This is a genomic window from Streptomyces sp. JLBJ103 (assembly GCF_058215575.1).
In genome coordinates this window covers 638382-654073 of the sequence record NZ_CM177089.1, presented here as the reverse complement: position 1 = coordinate 654073, position 15692 = coordinate 638382, and the positions used below count along the sequence as shown (strand labels likewise).

Below are 15692 nucleotides of genomic sequence, written 5' to 3'. Positions count from 1 at the left end.
CAGGGCCCAGGGGCGGGTCACCCCACGCCCGCTCCGAAGCGCCGCTTGCGGGTGGCGAACGCGTCCAGCAGCGCCCGCAGTTCCTCACCGGTGAAGTCGGGCCAGAGCGTGTCGACGAAGAACAGCTCGGCGTAAGCCGCCCGCCAGAGCATGAAGTTGGAGATGCGCTGCTCCCCGGAGGTGCGCACCAGCATGTCCAGGTCCGGCAGATCGGCATGCGGCAGATGACGGGTGAACAGGGCCTCGTCGATCAGGCCGGGGTCCAGTGCGCCGTCCGCGGAGGCGCGGGCCAGGGAGGTCGCGGTGCGGGCGATCTCCTCCCGGCCGCCGTGGTTGAAGCAGAACGCCAGCGTCATCGCGCGGTTGTCGCGGGTCTCGGCCTCCGCCCGGCGCAGGGCGGCCAGGGTGGACGCGGGCAGCCGCGCCTCCGAGCCCAGCCAGCGCAGCCGCACCCCGCGCTCGCCGTAGCCCCGGAAGACATCGGCGAGCTGGCCGGTCAGCCGCATCAGGGCGGCCACCTCGCGGCGCGGCCGGTTCCAGTTCTCGGTGGAGAAGAAGAACAGCGACAGATGCTCGATGCTCTCCTCCAGCGCGGTGTCCACCACGCGGGGCAGGGCCCGGATCCCGGCTTCATGGCCCCGGGTGCGGGACAGCCCGCGGGCGGCCGCCCATCGCCCGTTGCCGTCCATGATGATGCCCACATGCCGGGGCCGGTCCGGGCCGTCCGCTACGTCCCGCAGGCCGCGGCGCTGCCGGACGACCGCGGGCGCCTCACCGGGCGGACGCTCCGTTCCGCGCAGCAGGCGCTTGACGGAGGGCACTCTCCAGGCTCCGACCTCGAACACCCTGCGTTCCTCCGCCCTCGCCCTCGGCTCTCCGGCGCTGTGTCTGACGAGGCGGCGGGGGCGGGGGTTACCTGCCCGGTGGCCGAACCATTCGTTATGGCTACCGCCAGTCGGGGCAGTGGGCGCCGGGTCGAGCGTCAGGGTTTGCGCGCCACACCGCCGTGGACATCGGTGGTCTCGATGGCGGTCTCGGTGGGTCCGGGCCGCCACAGCGGACAGGACACGATACCGGGTTCGATCACCTCCAGTCCCTCGTAGAGGCGGGTGATCTGCTCGTAGCTGCGCAGTACGTACGGCACCGCGCCGGTGTCGTCGTAGCCCTCCTGAGCCTTCTTCAGCGCCTGGTCGGTGTCGGTGCTGTCGTAGTGCACGAAGTAGCTGCCGGAGGGCAGCGCGTCCTGGAGCCGACGGGTGATCGACACCGCCTCCTCGAAGTCCTGGATGTGACCCAGGATGCCCATCAGCATCAGGGCGATGGGCTTCTCGAAGTCCAGGATCCTGGCCGCGGCCTCCAGGATCCGGTCCGGGTCGTGCAGATCGGCGTCGATGTAGTCGGTCACCCCCTCGGGGGTGCTGGTCAGCAGGGCCTGGGCGTGGCGCAGCACCAGGGGGTCGTTGTCGACGTAGACGATGCGGGCCTCGGGTGCCACCCGCTGGGCGACCTGGTGGGTGTTGTCGTAGGTGGGCAGCCCGGTGCCGATGTCGAGGAACTGGCGGATCCCGCACTCACCCGCCACATGGTTGACGGTGCGGATCAGATAGGCGCGCGAGGCGCGCGCCATGACCTCGATGTTCGGGGCGATCTCGCGGTACTGGTCCCCGGCCACCCGGTCGACCTCGTAGTTGTCCTTGCCGCCCATCCAGTAGTTCCAGATACGGGCCGAATGCGGCACGGAGGTGTCGATTTTCGTTAATGCCTGCTGGCCGGGGGTGGATGCTGCGTCTGCCATGAGGTTCTCCTGCCGTACGACTGCCTGTGCGGGCACCAACGTAGCGTCGCTGCCCGGGAGTTCAGCGAGGTTGGGCGACGAGGGGGACCGGAGAACGGATCCGCGGAAGGCGCCGGGCCGACGGGCTCACCGGCAGCGCGACGGTGCGGTCGGGCGGTCCGGCGCCGGGGCCGGTCAGCGGATTCTCGTCGACCGTGACCACCGGGGCGTGCTGGGCGAGGGTGCGGAACGCGCCCTCGAAGGCGGCCACCGCGGCGGCGATCTCCGGAAGGTCCACCGCCGGACCGCCGCGCGCGGCCATCCGCTCCTCGAGCACCGCGACCGGCGTCCTGACGTGGACGAAGGCGCCGCTGCGCTCGGCCAGCGCATCGGCGAAGTCGAACGCCTGGATCCAGGTCACCCGGGAATGGCCGCGCCGCAGCGGTCCGTAGACCAGCTCTCCGACCAGATGGGCGTCGACGGCGAGCGCCCCGCCCTGCTGGAGGATCTCGCGGTAGGGCCGGACCGGGTCGATATGCGGCAGCTCCCGGGGCGCGCGGCCGACGGTGTATCCGTGGCTCTCGGCGAGTCCGGTCAGCAGCCGGTCTCTGATGACACCGTCGCAGCCCTCGACGACGAGAGTGCGGCGCTGTGCGGCCAACTGGTGAAGGTTCATCCTGTCGTCCCGTCGTCCCATGTGTCCCGTACTCGGTTCAGGGGGACGACACCGCCGCCCGCCACGGCACCTCCAGTGTGCGTGGCGTAACGCCAGGGGTGGGAGTGAACTGCGAGTTGTGCGGTTGTGCGGGCGTAGTGGTTTCCGGTGACAGCCGCAACGGACGCGTAGGGGACGACGCCGGACAGGCCTAGGCGATCAAGAAGTCCGCTTCGCCCGCCTTCGCGGCCTCCAGGAAGGAGGCGACCTCGGAGCGGGTGTATATCAGCGCGGGCCCGGAGGGATCGGTGGACTGGCGCAGCGCGACCCGGCCGTCGGGGAGCCGCTTCGCCTCGATGCAGGTGCCTCCGTTGGTTCCGCTCCAGGGCTTCTGCCAGCCCTCCGTGCCCAGGTCTGTGGCCGGCATACCGCTGTAGACGGGATCGGTCATGTCAGAACTCCTTACGCAGTTCGGCCAGGACAGTGCTGGTGTCGGCGATGGGTTCCGCCTGGACGGCCATCCGGTCCAGGACCTCCAGATAGGCGACCACCTCGGCGGGCTGGTCCACATAGACCGCGCCGGTGAGGCTCTCCGTGTAGACCACGTCCGGCAGCTCGGAGAACCCGAAGCGGAAGTAGTGGAAGGGGCCGAAGGCCCCCGGGTGCGGTCCCGTGGCGAACCGCATCACCTGGAGCCGGACCTTGGGTCGCTCCAGCGCGGCGATCAGATGGTCGATCTGCTCACGCATCACCCGGTGGCCGCCGACCGGGCGCCGCAGCACCGTCTCGTCGAGGATGGCCCATATGGTCGGCGCGTCCGGTTTGGTGAGCAGGCTCTGCCGCTGGACGCGCAGGGCGATCCGGCGGTCCAACTCCTCCTCGGTGTCGTTGGGGAAGCCGGTGCGCAGCACCGCTCGGGCGTACTCCTCGGTCTGGAGCAGCCCGGGTACGTAGTGCGGCTCATACGCGCGGATGACGGTCGCCTCGCTCTCGAGGCTGACATACGCACTGAACCAGTCGGGCAGGACATCCCGGAACTGGTGCCACCAGCCGGGCTGGTTGGCCTCCCGGGCCAGGGCGAGGAAGTCCTCGATCTCCGGTCCCCGGACGCCGTAGTTGCGCAACAGCTCCTTGACGTACGGGATTTTGAGGCCGACCTCCGCCTTCTCCATCCTGCGGACGGTCAGTGGGGTGACCTCGATGGCCTTGGCGGCCTCCTCGAAGGAGACCTTGGCCCGTTCGCGCAGCTGTCGCAGGCGTTTGCCCAGCACTCGGCGCAATACGGTGGGAGCGGCTCCGGCCGGCCGTGCCTCGCTCACGTCCCGCCTCCCGAAATGGCCGTCATATGCCTGCACAGTGTGCCACGCCTCGCGGCGACATATACAGCACGAGCGGATCGTTCTGAAATTATCAGAACGATGGTTGCGGGCTGAGTGTGTCACGGCTCATAGTGAGCACGTGACCCATCTCACCCTCCGTGGCGAGGGCTCCCAACCACCTTTGTCCACAACGCCGTTGAGGTGCCCGGCCGCACGGTCGGTACCCCGCGGCGGGGATCCCGCAGATCGCCGTGGCCCGAGCTCGGGACGGTCACGGTGACGCACGACGCACACTCCACGGGCGTACGCCGGAGCGCCGCCACCAACAGCGCGTTGGCCGCCGCCCTGAAGGAATCCGGGTGCTCCTACGCCTCGTTGGCCCACCGGGTCAACGAGCTGGGCCGCCGGCAGGGACACGAGTCGAACTACGACAAGGCGTCCGTGACCCGCTGGCTCCAGGGCGGACAGCCGCGCGGCAGTACCCCGGAGCTGATCGCCGCCGTGCTCTCCCACCGGCTCGGCAGGCCGGTGCGCCCCGCCGAGCTCGGCTTCATAGCCGACCGACAACGCCCGGTGGTCGCCAGGGCGTTGGCCTACCGGGAGGACGTAAGCGAAACCTTGCACACGCTCGCCGAACTCGGCTCCACCGATATCTCCCGCCGCAGCCTGCTGGGTGCGGTGCCCTTCGTCGCCGGCGCGCTGGTGACCCCACAGCGCGAATGGCTGCTGTGGCTGGTCGAGAACCAGGACTCCGCCCGTCTGGCCGCCGCGGCCGACGGTGGACGCGTCGAGCAGGTCCACGCCGCCATCAGCATGTTCGACGAGATGGACAACCGGTTCGGCGGCGGCCAGGTCCGCGCCAGCATCGTGCTCTATCTGTCGACCGAGGTCGTGCCCATGCTCCAGCAGCGCGGTGCGCCTCCGCACGAGCGGCGCCAGTTGTTCACCGCGGCCGCCAAACTGGCCGCCATGGCCGGCTGGAGCAGCTATGACAACGCTGAATACGGCCTGGCCCAGCGCTATATGACACAGGCGCTGCGGCTGTGCGCCGAAGGCGGCGACCGCGTGCTCGGCGGTCAGATCCTCGCCGGGCTCTCCCATCTGTCCACCAATCTGGGTCAGCCCGAGGCGGGGGTCGAGCTGGCCCGGGTGGGGGTGGCCACCGCGAAACACGCGGGCAGCCCGCTCGGACTGATGCGGCTGCACGCCATGGCCGCCCGCGGATACGCCGCTCTGGACCAGCCCCGCGAGGCGTCCAAGTCGCTGCGCGCGGCCGACGCCCAGCTGGAGGCGAGCCGCGGCGCCGAACAGGAGTCGCCCTGGGTGCGCTTCCTCGACCACCACTATCTGGCGGCCGAGGCCGCACTGTGCTTCCGCGATCTGGGCAACTCCGCGGAGGCCGAGCACGCGGCCGCCGAGTCGGTGCGCGCCAATGCCGACCGGCGCCGCCGCCAGGCCATCAGCCGGTCCGTCCTGGCCACCGCCTTTCTCCAGCAGAACCGGCTGGACGAGGCGGTCGGGACCGCGAACGAGGCGCTGGACACCCTCAGCGGGGTGCACAGCGAGCGCTCGATCCAGGCGTTGCGCGACTTCCGGGCACGGCTTCGGCCACGCCAGAAGGAGCCTCTGGTCAGGGAGTTCGAGCGGCGGTCACGGGCCGTGCTCGGTGCCGCCGCCTGACCGGTGGCGTTCGGCGACGCCCCTTCGGGGGAGCGCCGGGTGGCTAGTAGCCCCCCGGCGTAGGGGCGTTCTGAGCGCGGTCGACGGGCAGGTGTGCGCCGGAGACACCGCTCGAGGCATCCGAGAGCAGAAACGCGACGACTCGGGCGACCTCTTGCGGCGCCACCAGCTCGCCGTGCGGGAACTCCGCCGCGAACCGCGCGAACGCCTCGGGCTCCTCGGTGCGCATCCGGTCCCAGCGCTTCCCGGGGATGAGCATCGACCCCGGTGAGACGGCGTTGACCCGGATCCCGTCCGGCCCCAGTTCACGGGCGAGCGAGCCCGCCAGATGGATCTGGGCCGCCTTGGCGGCCCCATACTGGGCCTGCGGCCCCGGCTTCCATCCGGAGATGGAGGCGATCACCACCACCGAGCCGCCGCCCGCCCGCCGCAGATGCGGCACCGCGGCCTTCACCAACCGCGCGGTGTGACCGACATTCATCTCCCAGGTCAGGGACCAGTCCCGGGCGTCGGCCTCGTCCAGCCCGCGGCCCCGCGCTCCGCCCGCGCAGGCCACCACGCCGTCCAGTCCGCTGAAACGTTCCGCCGCGGCAAGGACGAACTCCTCCAGCCGGTCCGGCTCGGTGATGTCCAGAGCGCGCGTGAACAGCGGGCCATATCCCTCCGCGGCCAGTGACGCCGTAAGTCCCCGCAGGTCATCCGCCGTGCGCGCACAGGTGGCCAGCCGCGCTCCCTCCGCGGCCAGCAGCCGAACGATCTGTTCGCCCAGCCCCCGGGTGCCCCCGGTGACCAGAACGCGCTTGCCCTCCACACCGGACCGGCCCCCCGGGCGGAACTGCCCGCTCCGGTTCCCACTCATACGTGCCACGCCGGGACCGTACAGCCCGAACCACTACGCCCGTACAACCGGACAACCCCCATGCCCTCTCGCCCGCCGGTCGGTCCAACCGTTTGTCTACATGAACGGCGGCCGTTGACGCTGTGCGCTGCCTTCGAAGGAGGAATCATGCCGGTACCCGGCACTCACCGCGACCGGGCCCGCTCCGTCCATGGCAGCCGGTCCAGGCGGGTCGGGCAGGGCGCGCCCCCCACCCTTCACCAGCACAGATGCGGCGTGGTCGGTCGCCAGCATGCGCTTACCCGCTCCCCAGGACGTCAACCACGCCATGTGCACGTATGCCATCAGAGCCGACAGACCGAAGAGGACCGTGAGGACCGACACCGTGAGCCGATCCTTCCCAGGGCCGCCGAAGCGGCCGGCGTCGGCCGATGAGGGAGGTGAACCAACCATGTCACCGTCCACGACCACCGCACTCGCGCCGTCCACGGACCGCCCCCACGCCGAGCCGGCCGCCGGGCAGCGTGCTGTCCCCTGTCGGCGAGGGGGGAGACCGATGATGTCCGTGGACACCTGCCGTCTCTTCCGCGCCGAATTCCCCGCGCTGGCCGACCGTGCCTCCGCGGTACGCCGTATGGTCACCGGGCATCTGCGCGAATGGCGGCTCGGCGCGCTGGTGGACTCCGCCGTCCTCGCCACCAACGAACTGTTCGCCAACGCCGTGGAGCACGGCAGCTCCGGCGCCGCCGACACCGTCACCATCACCGTCTCCCTCCAGAACCGTGGCCATGAGCTGCGGGTCGAGGTGGCCGACGGCTCGCCCGTCGTCCCCCGCATCCGGGAGGCGGCACCGACCGCCGAGTCCGGACGGGGGCTGGCCATCGTGGACGGCCTGGCCGGTGACTGGGGCACCGAGCCGCCCGACCCCGGGAGCGTGGGCAAGAAGGTGTGGTTCACCCTGCCGCTCGAGCCCGTCGAGAGCCTGTCATGACGGCGGGGGAGCGGCGGACACGGCTGACCGTGGAGGGTGACGCCGCCGACTGGCTGCTGTCCGCCAGCGAGGACCCCGGCCGGGTGCGGCTTCAGTGGGCCAGCGGCAGCGGTCTCGCCGACCTGCCGGTGGGCCCGGTCTTCGACCTGGTCAGAATGGCCGACGAGATCGGTTCCGCGGTGATCCAGGCCCTCCAGCGGCGGGACGCGGCCACCGGCCCGGTGATGCTGGCCACCGCCAGCCATGTGCTCTCGTTCCTCGTACCGCCCGGCTCCGCGGCCGAGTGGAAGGCATGGCTCGCCGGAACGCCGTACGCCCGGCGGCGCTCGGTGGCCGCGGCCGGACCGGGCCGGACCCTGCGCTGCCCCCGGCCCGGGTGCGTACGGCAGGGCCATGTCTGGCTGATCCGCCCCGGCGGCGGGCTCGTCGACAGCCGCGTCCTGCGGGCCGCGCTGGAGGAGGCCGCCGACCGGCCCGCCGACCGCCTCGCGGGCGCGCTGTTCCGCTGAGCGTTCCGCGGGACGTGCGAGCGTTCCGCGGGACGTGCCGTGAGGTGCCCGTCGCGTCTGCGGCTGCGCCGTGGCTGGTCGCGCCCACGCGGCGGAGCCGCATATCGACACAGCCCCGTGCCCCTTCGGGGCGCAACCCGAACCGCACCGGACTTCAGCGAGGCCGCTTTAGAACGGTCGCAGAGTCTCCGGGACCTCCACCACGATCGTGGCCCGCTTCTCCCCGGGCGTGGTGCCTTCCCGCCGGGCCCAGGGCTCGGCGGAGCGCATCCACGCGGGCAGCCCCGCGGGCAGATCGGCCTCGGGGATGGGGGCGAGATCGGCCGGGGTGAAGCCGGTGCCGCCGTACGGGACCGGGGGCCGTTCGTGGTCGGGGTGGGTGATCGCGCCGTGCAGCGCCTCCAGGGCGGTGTTCCAGTCGGCGAGCAGCTTCGCCATCGCGGTGGCCAGGGTTGTGCTGCCGGAGGAGGATGCGCTCTCGGGGTAGGTGGGGTGCAGCATGTGCTGGTAGGCGCCCTTGTAGCGGCGCCCCGCCGGGGTCGCGTGCCAGGTGCGGAACGCGGTGTCGGCCAGCCCGCCGAAGGCGAGGACCGCCTCCACCGCGTTGTGCTCCATCAGTGCGTCCAGCCAGGCGTGGCGGTAGTCGGCGATGGCCGGGTCCTGGGCGTGGGCGGTGCCGCCGCCCTGCCCGTACACGCTGTAGAGGAACGTGTTGACCATGACATAACCGGTGTCGATGCCCAGTTTGGCCAGGAAGCCCTGGACACGGCGGCCCGCGGTGCCCACCAGGATCCGCCGGGTGACCGCTTCGTGCGCGGCCGGGTCCTGTCCGATGACCAGGACCCGGGCGCTTCCGTCGAGCCGCCCGCGGTGGAAGACCGGGCCCCACTCGACGCGGAAGTCCTCCGGTGGATAGATCTCGGGGCCGGGGTGGGAGCGGACCAGGGTGGCGTAGGGCTCATGGACGTACCCGGGATCGAAGTCGTGCACCGCGGACTCCTCACGTGGGGGCTGCCGGTCTCTCCTCCGGATGGGGCCGAAGAACAGGGCATAACTGGATAAGTCACATCATCATCGCTTAATGGGGCGGCGGTCGCCCGTGGACGGCCGCCGGTCCGGGAGCGAGGTGAAGGGACGCGCCATGCCACCTCCGGTGGATGCCGAAGAGCAGCCGCGCTTCGCGCTGCGCGGCCGGATCGTCACCATGGACCCGCATGACACCGTGCTCGACGACGGTGTGCTCTACATCGCGCGGGGCCTGGTCGACGCGGTGCTGCCGGTCGGTGCCCCACGGCCCCCGGGCCATGAGGACACCCCGGTGGTCCGCACCGGCGGCACCGTCTACCCCGGTCTGATCGAGCTGCACAACCATCTGCCCTACGACGTGCTGCCGCTGTGGCGGATCCCCGAGCGCTACGGCAACCGCTCCGACTGGGGCGGACGGCGCAACCCGGCCTACCGCCCCCTGGTCACCGGGCCGATGACGGTGCTCGGCGAGGATCCGGAGCTGATGCCCGCCGTGGTGCGCTACGTGGAGGCCAAGGCCCTGGTCAACGGCACCACCACCAGCCAGGGCATCGCACTGTTCAGCAACACCGGCTCCCGCCGGATGTACCGCGGCATCGTCCGCAACGTCGAGGCCACCGACGACCCCGCGCTGCCCGAGGCCGCCTCCCGGATCGCCGATGTCGAGGCGGCGGACGCCGCCCGGTTCCTCACCCGGCTCCAGCAGCCCCACCGGCTGCTGCTGCACCTGGCCGAGGGCACCGACCAGGACGCGCGCGACCACTTCCAGGCCCTGGAGATCGAGCGCGGGCGGTGGGCGATCACCGACAACCTCGTCGGTATCCACTGCACCGCGCTCACCCCCGAGGACTTCACCGTGCTGGCCGGGCACGGCGGCTCCATGGTGTGGTCCCCGCTGTCGAACCTGCTGCTGTACGGCCGCACCGCGGACATCGCCGCCGCCCGTCGCACCGGCATGCTCATCGGACTCGGCTCGGACTGGTCGGTCTCCGGCAGCAAGGGTCTGCTGGGCGAACTCAAGGCGGCCCGGCTGGCCTCCGACGTGGCGGGCGGGGTGTTCAGCGACCGCGACCTGGTCGCCATGGCCACCCGTGACGCGGCCGCCATCCTGCGCTGGGAGCGCACCCTGGGCTCGCTGCGGCCCGGGATGCGCGCCGATCTGATCGCCGTCGCCGGAGCCGACGGCGATCCGTACACCGCCCTGATCGACGCCCGCGACCGCGACATCACCCTCGTCGCCATCGACGGCACCCCCCGCTACGGCACCACCGCCCTGATGCGGAAGCTCACCCCCGACCCGGCCGAGCTGGAGCCGCTCGACCACGGGGCGTCCGCGCGGCGCAGCGTCCGGCTCCGCCAGACCTCCGCCGACCCGGTCGTCGGCGGTCTGACCCTCACCGAGGCCGCCGACCGGCTCAGCCGCGCCCTCGCCGATCTGCCCGGCCACGCCGAACGAGCCGCGCGGCGCGCCCCGCCCCGGGCGGACGAGGGCCCGCGGTGGCGGCTCGCCCTGGACGAGATCGAGCCGAACGGCACCGAGCTGCGCCCCCGGCTGGCGCCGGCCGGAGCGCCCCTGCGGGCCAGGCCGGGCCGCAGCGGCCCCGAGATCGCGCCGCCCGGCATCAGCCCGGCCGCGCTCACCGCCCTGGCCTTGGACGGCCTGACGGCCGGGGCCGACCCCGCGTTCCTGGCGAGCCTGGCCGCCGAGCCCAATCTGCCCCCGGACTACGCCGCCGAGCTGTCCGACCTGCTGACCTGACCGTTCCCCACCCCACCCGAGGAGTTCTCATGGCAACCGGTATCTCCGTCCACATCGGACTCAACCAGGTCGACCCCGCGGCCTACGACGGCTGGAGCGGTGAGCTGAACGCATGTGAGCAGGACGCCACGGACATGGCGGGCCTCGCCGACAACGCGGGGTTCGACGTCACCGATCCGCTGATCACCGCCGAGGCCACCGCCGAGGCGGTCACCTCCGCACTGGAGGCCGCGGCCGGGCGGCTGGCGGGCGGCGACATGCTCTTCCTCACCTACTCGGGCCACGGTGGCCAGGTGCCCGACCTCAACCACGACGAGACCGGCGACCGGCTGGACGAGACCTGGGTGCTGTACGACCGGCAGCTGGTCGACGACGAACTGTTCGAGCTGTTCGGCAAGTTCGCCAAGGGGGTGCGGATCTGGATGCTCTCCGACAGCTGCCACAGCGGCACCGTGGCCCGCCAACTGCCGGATGTCCTCAGCCCCCGCGAGCTGGACCGGCGGTTCAACACCGACGACCCCGATGAGATCGGCCGGAAGATCAGGGCGATGCCCGAGACGGTGCAGGCCGCGGTCTACCGGCGGGACCGCGAGTTCTACGACCGGATCCAGAAGGCGCACACCGCCAAGGACCTCGTCAAGATCGAGGCCAGCGTGCTGGAGATCTCCGGCTGCCAGGACAACCAGACCTCCTCGGACGGCGTCGTCAACGGCCTGTTCACCGGAACCCTGCTGGAGGTCTGGCGCGGCGGCGCCTTCGCGGGCAGCTACCGGGGGCTGCACCGGGAGATCGTCAAGCGGATGCCCCCGGACCAGACCCCCAACCTGTTCCTGGCCGGGGCGCGGAACCCGACCTTCGCCCGTCAGCGTCCGTTCACCATCTGATGACGCGGGCGTATCCCACTGGTGTGCGGGGGTCCGCCCGGCGAGGTATGACAGAAGAAGCGCACACGAGCCGGTGAGGTGCCGGTATGACCAGGCATGACCGTCTTGACCAGGACGGCGAGGCGGGCAGGAGCGGCCTGACCGCCGCCCCGGGAGGGGTGCTCGACCTGTTGCAGGTCGCCGCCGTGGTGCTGGACGGCGACGGCCGCATCGTGCTGTGGAGCCCCGAGGCGGAACAACTGTTCGGATACCGTGCCGCCGATGCGCTGGGCTGCCGCGCGGACCGGCTGCTGGTCCCCCCCGACGACCGCCGGTCGGCCGTGGAACTCTTCGCGCGGGTGCGGGCGGGTGACACCTGGGCGGGCGTCTTCCCGGTGCGCCACCAGGACGGCCGTACCCTTCAGGTCGAATTCCGCACCATGGGCCTGCGCGATGTGCACGGCGACGCCTACGCCCTCGGGCTCGCCGCCGACGAGGGGACCGTACGGCGGCTGGAGACCGATCTCGCCGTCTCCGGCTTCCTCATCAAACAGTCGCCGGTGGGCCTGGCGGTCTTCGACACCCAGCTGCGCTGGATGCGCGCCAATCCGTCCCTTCAGCAGATGCACGGGGTGACCGAGAACGAGGTGCGCGGCCGCCGGATCGCCGAGGTGCTGCCGGGGCTGGACACCGTGGCCATGGAGACCGCGATGCGGCACGTCCTGGAGTCCGGTGAACCCCTGCTGGACCAGCAGAGCGTCGGCCGCACCCCCGCCGACCCCGACCACGACCACGCCTGGTCGGACTCCTACTACCGGCTGGAGGACCCCAGCGGCCGGGTCCTGGGCGTCGCCGTCTCGGTCATCGACGTCTCCAAGCGCCACCGGGCGGCGAGCGAGGTCGCCGAGGCACGTGAGCGGCTGGCCGTCATCGCCGACGCGGGGGTCCGTATCGGCACCACCCTGGACCTGCGGCAGACCGCCCAGGAGCTGGCCGATGTGACCGTGCCCCGGCTCGCCGACCTCGCGGCCGTCGATGTACTCGACGCCGTGGTGCACCGCGAGGCCACGGCCCGGGTGCGCACCGACGGCTCGACCCGCTTCCGGGCGCTGGCCGTGGCCGCCGGCTATCCCACCGAGGCGGTGCACGCGGCCGACCCGGTCGGCGAGATCGCCCGCTACGGCCCCACCCGCCTGATCACCAAATGTGTGCGCGACGCCCAGCCGATCTTCGTTCCGCACGTCACCGAGCAGGACGTCCGCCGGATCGCGCGCGATGAGTCCGCCGCCGCGGTCCTCCAGCGGGAGGGCGTCCACTCCTATCTCGCGGCCCCGCTGATCGCCCGCGGCAGTGTGCTGGGCACCCTCAGCCTGCACCGCACGGTCAACCCCCGGCCGTTCGACGAACAGGACCTCACCCTCGCCTGCGAACTGGCCATCCGCGCCGCGCTGTGCATCGACAACGCCCGGCTCTACGGGCGGGAGCGCGACGCCGCGCTCACCCTCCAGCGCAGTCTGCTGTCCCAGCAGCCCCGGGACCTGGACGGACTGGAGATCGCCTCACGCTATCTGCCCGCCGTCAGCGCCGCGGGCGGCGACTGGTTCGACGTACTGCCCCTCCAGGACGGCCGGGTCGGCCTGGTGGTCGGGGACGTCATGGGCAAGGGCATCCACGCCGCGGCCATCATGGGCCAACTGCGCACCGCCACCCGGGCCTTCTCCCAGCTCGACCTGGACCCCGTGGAACTGCTGCGCCACCTCGACGAGATCACCCTCAGCCTCGGCGAATCCATCGCCACCTGCCTCTACGCGGTCTGTGACCCGCGCACCGGGCGGTGCGAGCTGTCCACCGCCGGCCATCTGCCCCCGGTTCTGGTGCATCCCGGCGGTGACGCCGAGCTGATCGACATCCCCACCGGAGCGCCACTGGGCGTGGGTGGTGTCCCCTTCGCCGCGGTCCACTGCGAACTGGCCGAGGGCGCGCTGCTCGCCCTGTTCACCGACGGGCTGGTGGAAAAGCGCCACCAGTCGCTGGACGTCGGACTGCACACCCTGGTCCAGCTGCTGCGCCGGCACCACGGTTCCCTGGAGCGGATCTGCGACCAGGTGCTGGCGGCGCTGCACGGCGCGCCCGACGACGATGTGGCGCTGCTGCTGGCCCGGTTGCGTACGCCGTCGGGGTCCGACGGCGACGGCGGTCACGGTGCCGCGGTGCCGCGGAAGGTGGACCGGTAGGCGCTGGGGGAGACACCGAGCGCGGTGTGCAGATGCTGTCGCAGTGACGCGGCCGTCCCGAACCCCGCGTCCGCCGCGATCCGGTCCACCGGCAGATCGGTCTCCTCCAGCAGCTGCCGGGCGCGCTCCACCCGGGCGTGCGTCAGCCACTGCACCGGGGTCATCCCGACCTCCTCGCGGAACCGCCGGGAGAAGGTCCGTACGCTCATCGACTCCCGATCCGCCAGCTCCCGCAGGCTCACCGGCCGGTCCAGCCGGGTCAGCGCCCAGGCGCGGGCCGTGCCGGTGGACGAGCCGCGCCGCTCGGGGACCGGCCGCCGGATGAACTGGGCCTGGCCGCCGTCCCGGTGCGGGGCCACCACCGCGCCGCGGGCGACCTCGCCCGCCACCGCCGCTCCGTGGTCGCGCCGGATCATATGGAGGATCAGATCGATACCGGAGGCGTCCCCGGCCGAGGTGAGGACCGAGCCCTGGTCGGTGTAGAGGACGTCCGGGTCCAGCTCCACGGCGGGGAACAGCCCCCGGAAGCGGTCGGCGGCCTGCCAGTGGGTGGTCGCCCGGCGGCCGTCGAGCAGCCCGGCGGCCGCCAGGACAAAGGCGCCGGTGCAGATCGAGGCGATACGGGTGCCGGGGCGGATCACCTCGAACGCGGCGCCGAGCGCGGCGCCGAGACGGCCCTCGGTCTGCGGTGGGTCCTGCTCGTTGGCGGCCGGGACGATCACGGTGTCGGCCTCGGCCAGCGCGTCCGGCCCATGGCGGACGTTCACGCTGACATCGGAGTCGGTACGCACCTCACCGGGGATCAGGGCGCATGTCACCACCTCGTACAGCGGCTCGCCCGCCCCCGATCGGGCCCGGCCGAACAGCCGGTGCGCCATGCCCAGTTCGAACGGCAGCAGCCCGTGCCGGACCAGCACCGCGACCCGGTGGCGGTCGGTGTGCGCGAAGTGCGGGGCGGCAGACATGGCGCAATGTTTGCACAGCATGCCGATCCGGCCAGGGGGTGGCTCAGTCCTCGGTCTTCGCCCGGCTCGGCTGCACCCGCTTCGGCTCGCCCTTCATCTTGGGATGCTCCGGCGGATAGGGCAGATCGCCCAGACCGTGTTCCTTCTCGTCCCGGTCGGCCAGCTCCAGCGCGCTGTCCAGCCGGAAGGCGTGCCCGTCCATATCGGCGTGCACATCGCCCAGTTCGCGGTAGCGCACCGGCATGGTCGCCAGATCGAAGTCCTGCGGCCGGGCGTCGGGCACCTCCTCCCAGCGCAGCGGCGCGGAGACCGGGGCGTCCGGCCGGGGGCGGACCGAATACGCGCTGGCGATGGTGCGATCGCGGGCGGTCTGGTTGTAGTCCACGAAGATCTTGCTCCCGCGCTCCTCCTTCCACCACGCGGTGGTGATCCGCTCCGGCGCCCGCCGCTCCAGCTCCCGCGCGACGGCGATCGCGGACCGTCGTACCTGGGTGAAGGTCCACCGCGGCTCGATCGGGACGAAGACGTGCAGCCCCCGGCCGCCCGAGGTCTTGGGCCAGCCGCGCAGCCCCAGCTCGTCCAGCACCTCGCGCAGCTCGCCCGCCGCGCGCACCGCGTCCCAGTAGTCGGTGCCCGGCTGCGGGTCGAGGTCGATCCGCAGCTCGTCGGGGTGCTCGGTGTCCTCGCACCGCACCGGCCAGGGATGGAACGTCAGACAGCCCAGGTTGGCCGCCCACACCACCGCCGCCACCTCGGTCGGGCAGATCTCGTCCGCGTGCCGCCCGCTGGGGAAGGAGATACGGCCGGTGGGGATCCAGTCGGGCAGGTTCTTGGGCGCCCGCTTCTGGAAGAACGACTCCCCCTCTACGCCGTCCGGGTAGCGCTCCAGCGTCGTCGGCCGGTTCCGCAGCGCCCGCAGCACACCGTCGCCGACCGCCAGGTAGTAGCGGGCGAGGTCCAGCTTGGTGAAGCCGCGCCCCGGGAAGTACACCTTCCCGGGGTTGGACAGCCGCACCGTACGCTCACCGACCGTGAGCTCCACCGTCTCTCCCATACCGTCACGCTAGGCCCGACCGCCC

Annotated in this window: 15 protein-coding genes; 6 read left to right on the top strand and 9 right to left on the bottom strand. The window is 72.0% G+C overall.

Annotated elements, in window-relative coordinates; genetic code table 11:
- Window positions 1-17 precede the first annotated feature (17 nt).
- The 5 genes from uppS to AC4BEG_RS02705 form a co-directional block, all read right to left on the bottom strand.
- Window positions 18-845: a polyprenyl diphosphate synthase gene (gene uppS, locus AC4BEG_RS02725; RefSeq protein ID WP_490704301.1), complete on the bottom strand. Its 828-nt coding sequence runs from the start codon at window positions 843-845 to the stop codon at window positions 18-20.
- 137 nt (window positions 846-982) lie between these two features.
- Window positions 983-1795: an SAM-dependent methyltransferase gene (locus AC4BEG_RS02720; RefSeq protein WP_490704300.1), complete on the bottom strand. Its 813-nt coding sequence runs from the start codon at window positions 1793-1795 to the stop codon at window positions 983-985.
- Between the two features lie 61 nt (window positions 1796-1856).
- Entirely contained in the window at window positions 1857-2450 is a 594-nt protein-coding gene (locus tag AC4BEG_RS02715) for a hypothetical protein (protein ID WP_490704299.1), read from the bottom strand.
- 190 nt (window positions 2451-2640) lie between these two features.
- A complete protein-coding gene (locus AC4BEG_RS02710) occupies window positions 2641-2880 on the bottom strand; it encodes a DUF397 domain-containing protein (protein WP_490704298.1) in 240 nt (79 codons plus the stop codon).
- Window position 2881: 1 nt separating this feature from the next.
- A complete protein-coding gene (locus AC4BEG_RS02705) occupies window positions 2882-3748 on the bottom strand; it encodes a Sco1979 family transcriptional regulator (RefSeq protein WP_490704297.1) in 867 nt (288 codons plus the stop codon).
- A gap of 276 nt (window positions 3749-4024) precedes the next feature.
- Here AC4BEG_RS02705 and AC4BEG_RS02700 point away from each other — a divergent pair, with 276 nt between their 5' ends.
- Window positions 4025-5428 (top strand): NsdA family TPR-like regulatory protein, encoded by a 1404-nt coding sequence (locus AC4BEG_RS02700; RefSeq protein ID WP_490704296.1) that lies wholly within the window; start codon window positions 4025-4027, stop codon window positions 5426-5428.
- Window positions 5429-5471: 43 nt separating this feature from the next.
- On the opposite strand, the gene AC4BEG_RS02695 is transcribed toward AC4BEG_RS02700, so the two are convergent.
- Window positions 5472-6287 (bottom strand): SDR family NAD(P)-dependent oxidoreductase, encoded by an 816-nt coding sequence (locus AC4BEG_RS02695; protein WP_490706962.1) that lies wholly within the window; start codon window positions 6285-6287, stop codon window positions 5472-5474.
- A 535-nt stretch (window positions 6288-6822) separates the two neighbouring features.
- Here AC4BEG_RS02695 and AC4BEG_RS02690 point away from each other — a divergent pair.
- Together AC4BEG_RS02690 and AC4BEG_RS02685 are read left to right on the top strand one after the other, a co-directional pair.
- On the top strand, window positions 6823-7257 hold the full coding sequence (locus AC4BEG_RS02690) for an ATP-binding protein (RefSeq protein WP_490704295.1): 435 nt from the start codon (window positions 6823-6825) through the stop codon (window positions 7255-7257).
- Entirely contained in the window at window positions 7254-7766 is a 513-nt protein-coding gene (locus AC4BEG_RS02685) for a hypothetical protein (protein ID WP_490704294.1), read from the top strand. Before AC4BEG_RS02690 ends, AC4BEG_RS02685 begins: the two co-directional genes overlap by 4 nt.
- Before the next feature lie 168 nt (window positions 7767-7934).
- On the opposite strand, the gene AC4BEG_RS02680 is transcribed toward AC4BEG_RS02685, so the two are convergent.
- Window positions 7935-8756, bottom strand: coding sequence for a uracil-DNA glycosylase family protein (locus tag AC4BEG_RS02680; RefSeq protein WP_490704293.1), 822 nt, complete (start codon window positions 8754-8756; stop codon window positions 7935-7937).
- A gap of 151 nt (window positions 8757-8907) precedes the next feature.
- On the opposite strand from AC4BEG_RS02680, the gene AC4BEG_RS02675 reads away from it, so the two are divergent.
- From AC4BEG_RS02675 to AC4BEG_RS02665, 3 genes are all read left to right on the top strand, one after another.
- Window positions 8908-10551, top strand: a complete 1644-nt coding sequence (locus AC4BEG_RS02675; RefSeq protein ID WP_490704292.1) for an amidohydrolase family protein — start codon at window positions 8908-8910, stop codon at window positions 10549-10551.
- A gap of 29 nt (window positions 10552-10580) precedes the next feature.
- Complete coding sequence (locus tag AC4BEG_RS02670; protein ID WP_490704291.1) at window positions 10581-11435, top strand: caspase family protein; 855 nt, start codon at window positions 10581-10583, stop codon at window positions 11433-11435.
- Between the two features lie 86 nt (window positions 11436-11521).
- The gene (locus AC4BEG_RS02665) at window positions 11522-13648 is read left to right on the top strand and encodes a SpoIIE family protein phosphatase (RefSeq protein WP_490704290.1); all 2127 of its coding nucleotides are present in this window, start codon (window positions 11522-11524) and stop codon (window positions 13646-13648) included.
- On the opposite strand, the gene AC4BEG_RS02660 is transcribed toward AC4BEG_RS02665, so the two are convergent.
- Together AC4BEG_RS02660 and ligD are read right to left on the bottom strand one after the other, a co-directional pair.
- Window positions 13612-14613 (bottom strand): GlxA family transcriptional regulator, encoded by a 1002-nt coding sequence (locus AC4BEG_RS02660; RefSeq protein ID WP_490704289.1) that lies wholly within the window; start codon window positions 14611-14613, stop codon window positions 13612-13614. The two genes, AC4BEG_RS02665 and AC4BEG_RS02660, sit on opposite strands and share 37 nt — an antisense overlap.
- A gap of 43 nt (window positions 14614-14656) precedes the next feature.
- Window positions 14657-15667 carry a non-homologous end-joining DNA ligase gene (gene ligD / locus AC4BEG_RS02655; protein ID WP_490704288.1) on the bottom strand — a complete coding sequence of 337 codons (1011 nt, stop codon included), beginning with the start codon at window positions 15665-15667 and terminating at the stop codon, window positions 14657-14659.
- Window positions 15668-15692: the final 25 nt, after the last annotated feature.

What these genes read in the sequence shown, in the direction of transcription:
- AC4BEG_RS02720 (WP_490704300.1), bottom strand. Translation starts at nt 1,795, where the DNA reads ATGGCAGACGCAGCATCCACCCCCGGCCAGCAGGCATTAACGAAAATC.
- AC4BEG_RS02715 (WP_490704299.1), bottom strand. Translation starts at nt 2,450, where the DNA reads ATGAACCTTCACCAGTTGGCCGCACAGCGCCGCACTCTCGTCGTCGAG.
- AC4BEG_RS02710 (WP_490704298.1), bottom strand. Translation starts at nt 2,880, where the DNA reads ATGACCGATCCCGTCTACAGCGGTATGCCGGCCACAGACCTGGGCACG.
- AC4BEG_RS02695 (WP_490706962.1), bottom strand. Translation starts at nt 6,287, where the DNA reads ATGAGTGGGAACCGGAGCGGGCAGTTCCGCCCGGGGGGCCGGTCCGGT.
- AC4BEG_RS02690 (WP_490704295.1), top strand. Translation starts at nt 6,823, where the DNA reads ATGATGTCCGTGGACACCTGCCGTCTCTTCCGCGCCGAATTCCCCGCG.
- AC4BEG_RS02685 (WP_490704294.1), top strand. Translation starts at nt 7,254, where the DNA reads ATGACGGCGGGGGAGCGGCGGACACGGCTGACCGTGGAGGGTGACGCC.
- AC4BEG_RS02675 (WP_490704292.1), top strand. Translation starts at nt 8,908, where the DNA reads ATGCCACCTCCGGTGGATGCCGAAGAGCAGCCGCGCTTCGCGCTGCGC.
- AC4BEG_RS02670 (WP_490704291.1), top strand. Translation starts at nt 10,581, where the DNA reads ATGGCAACCGGTATCTCCGTCCACATCGGACTCAACCAGGTCGACCCC.
- AC4BEG_RS02665 (WP_490704290.1), top strand. Translation starts at nt 11,522, where the DNA reads ATGACCAGGCATGACCGTCTTGACCAGGACGGCGAGGCGGGCAGGAGC.
- AC4BEG_RS02660 (WP_490704289.1), bottom strand. Translation starts at nt 14,613, where the DNA reads ATGTCTGCCGCCCCGCACTTCGCGCACACCGACCGCCACCGGGTCGCG.
- ligD (WP_490704288.1), bottom strand. Translation starts at nt 15,667, where the DNA reads ATGGGAGAGACGGTGGAGCTCACGGTCGGTGAGCGTACGGTGCGGCTG.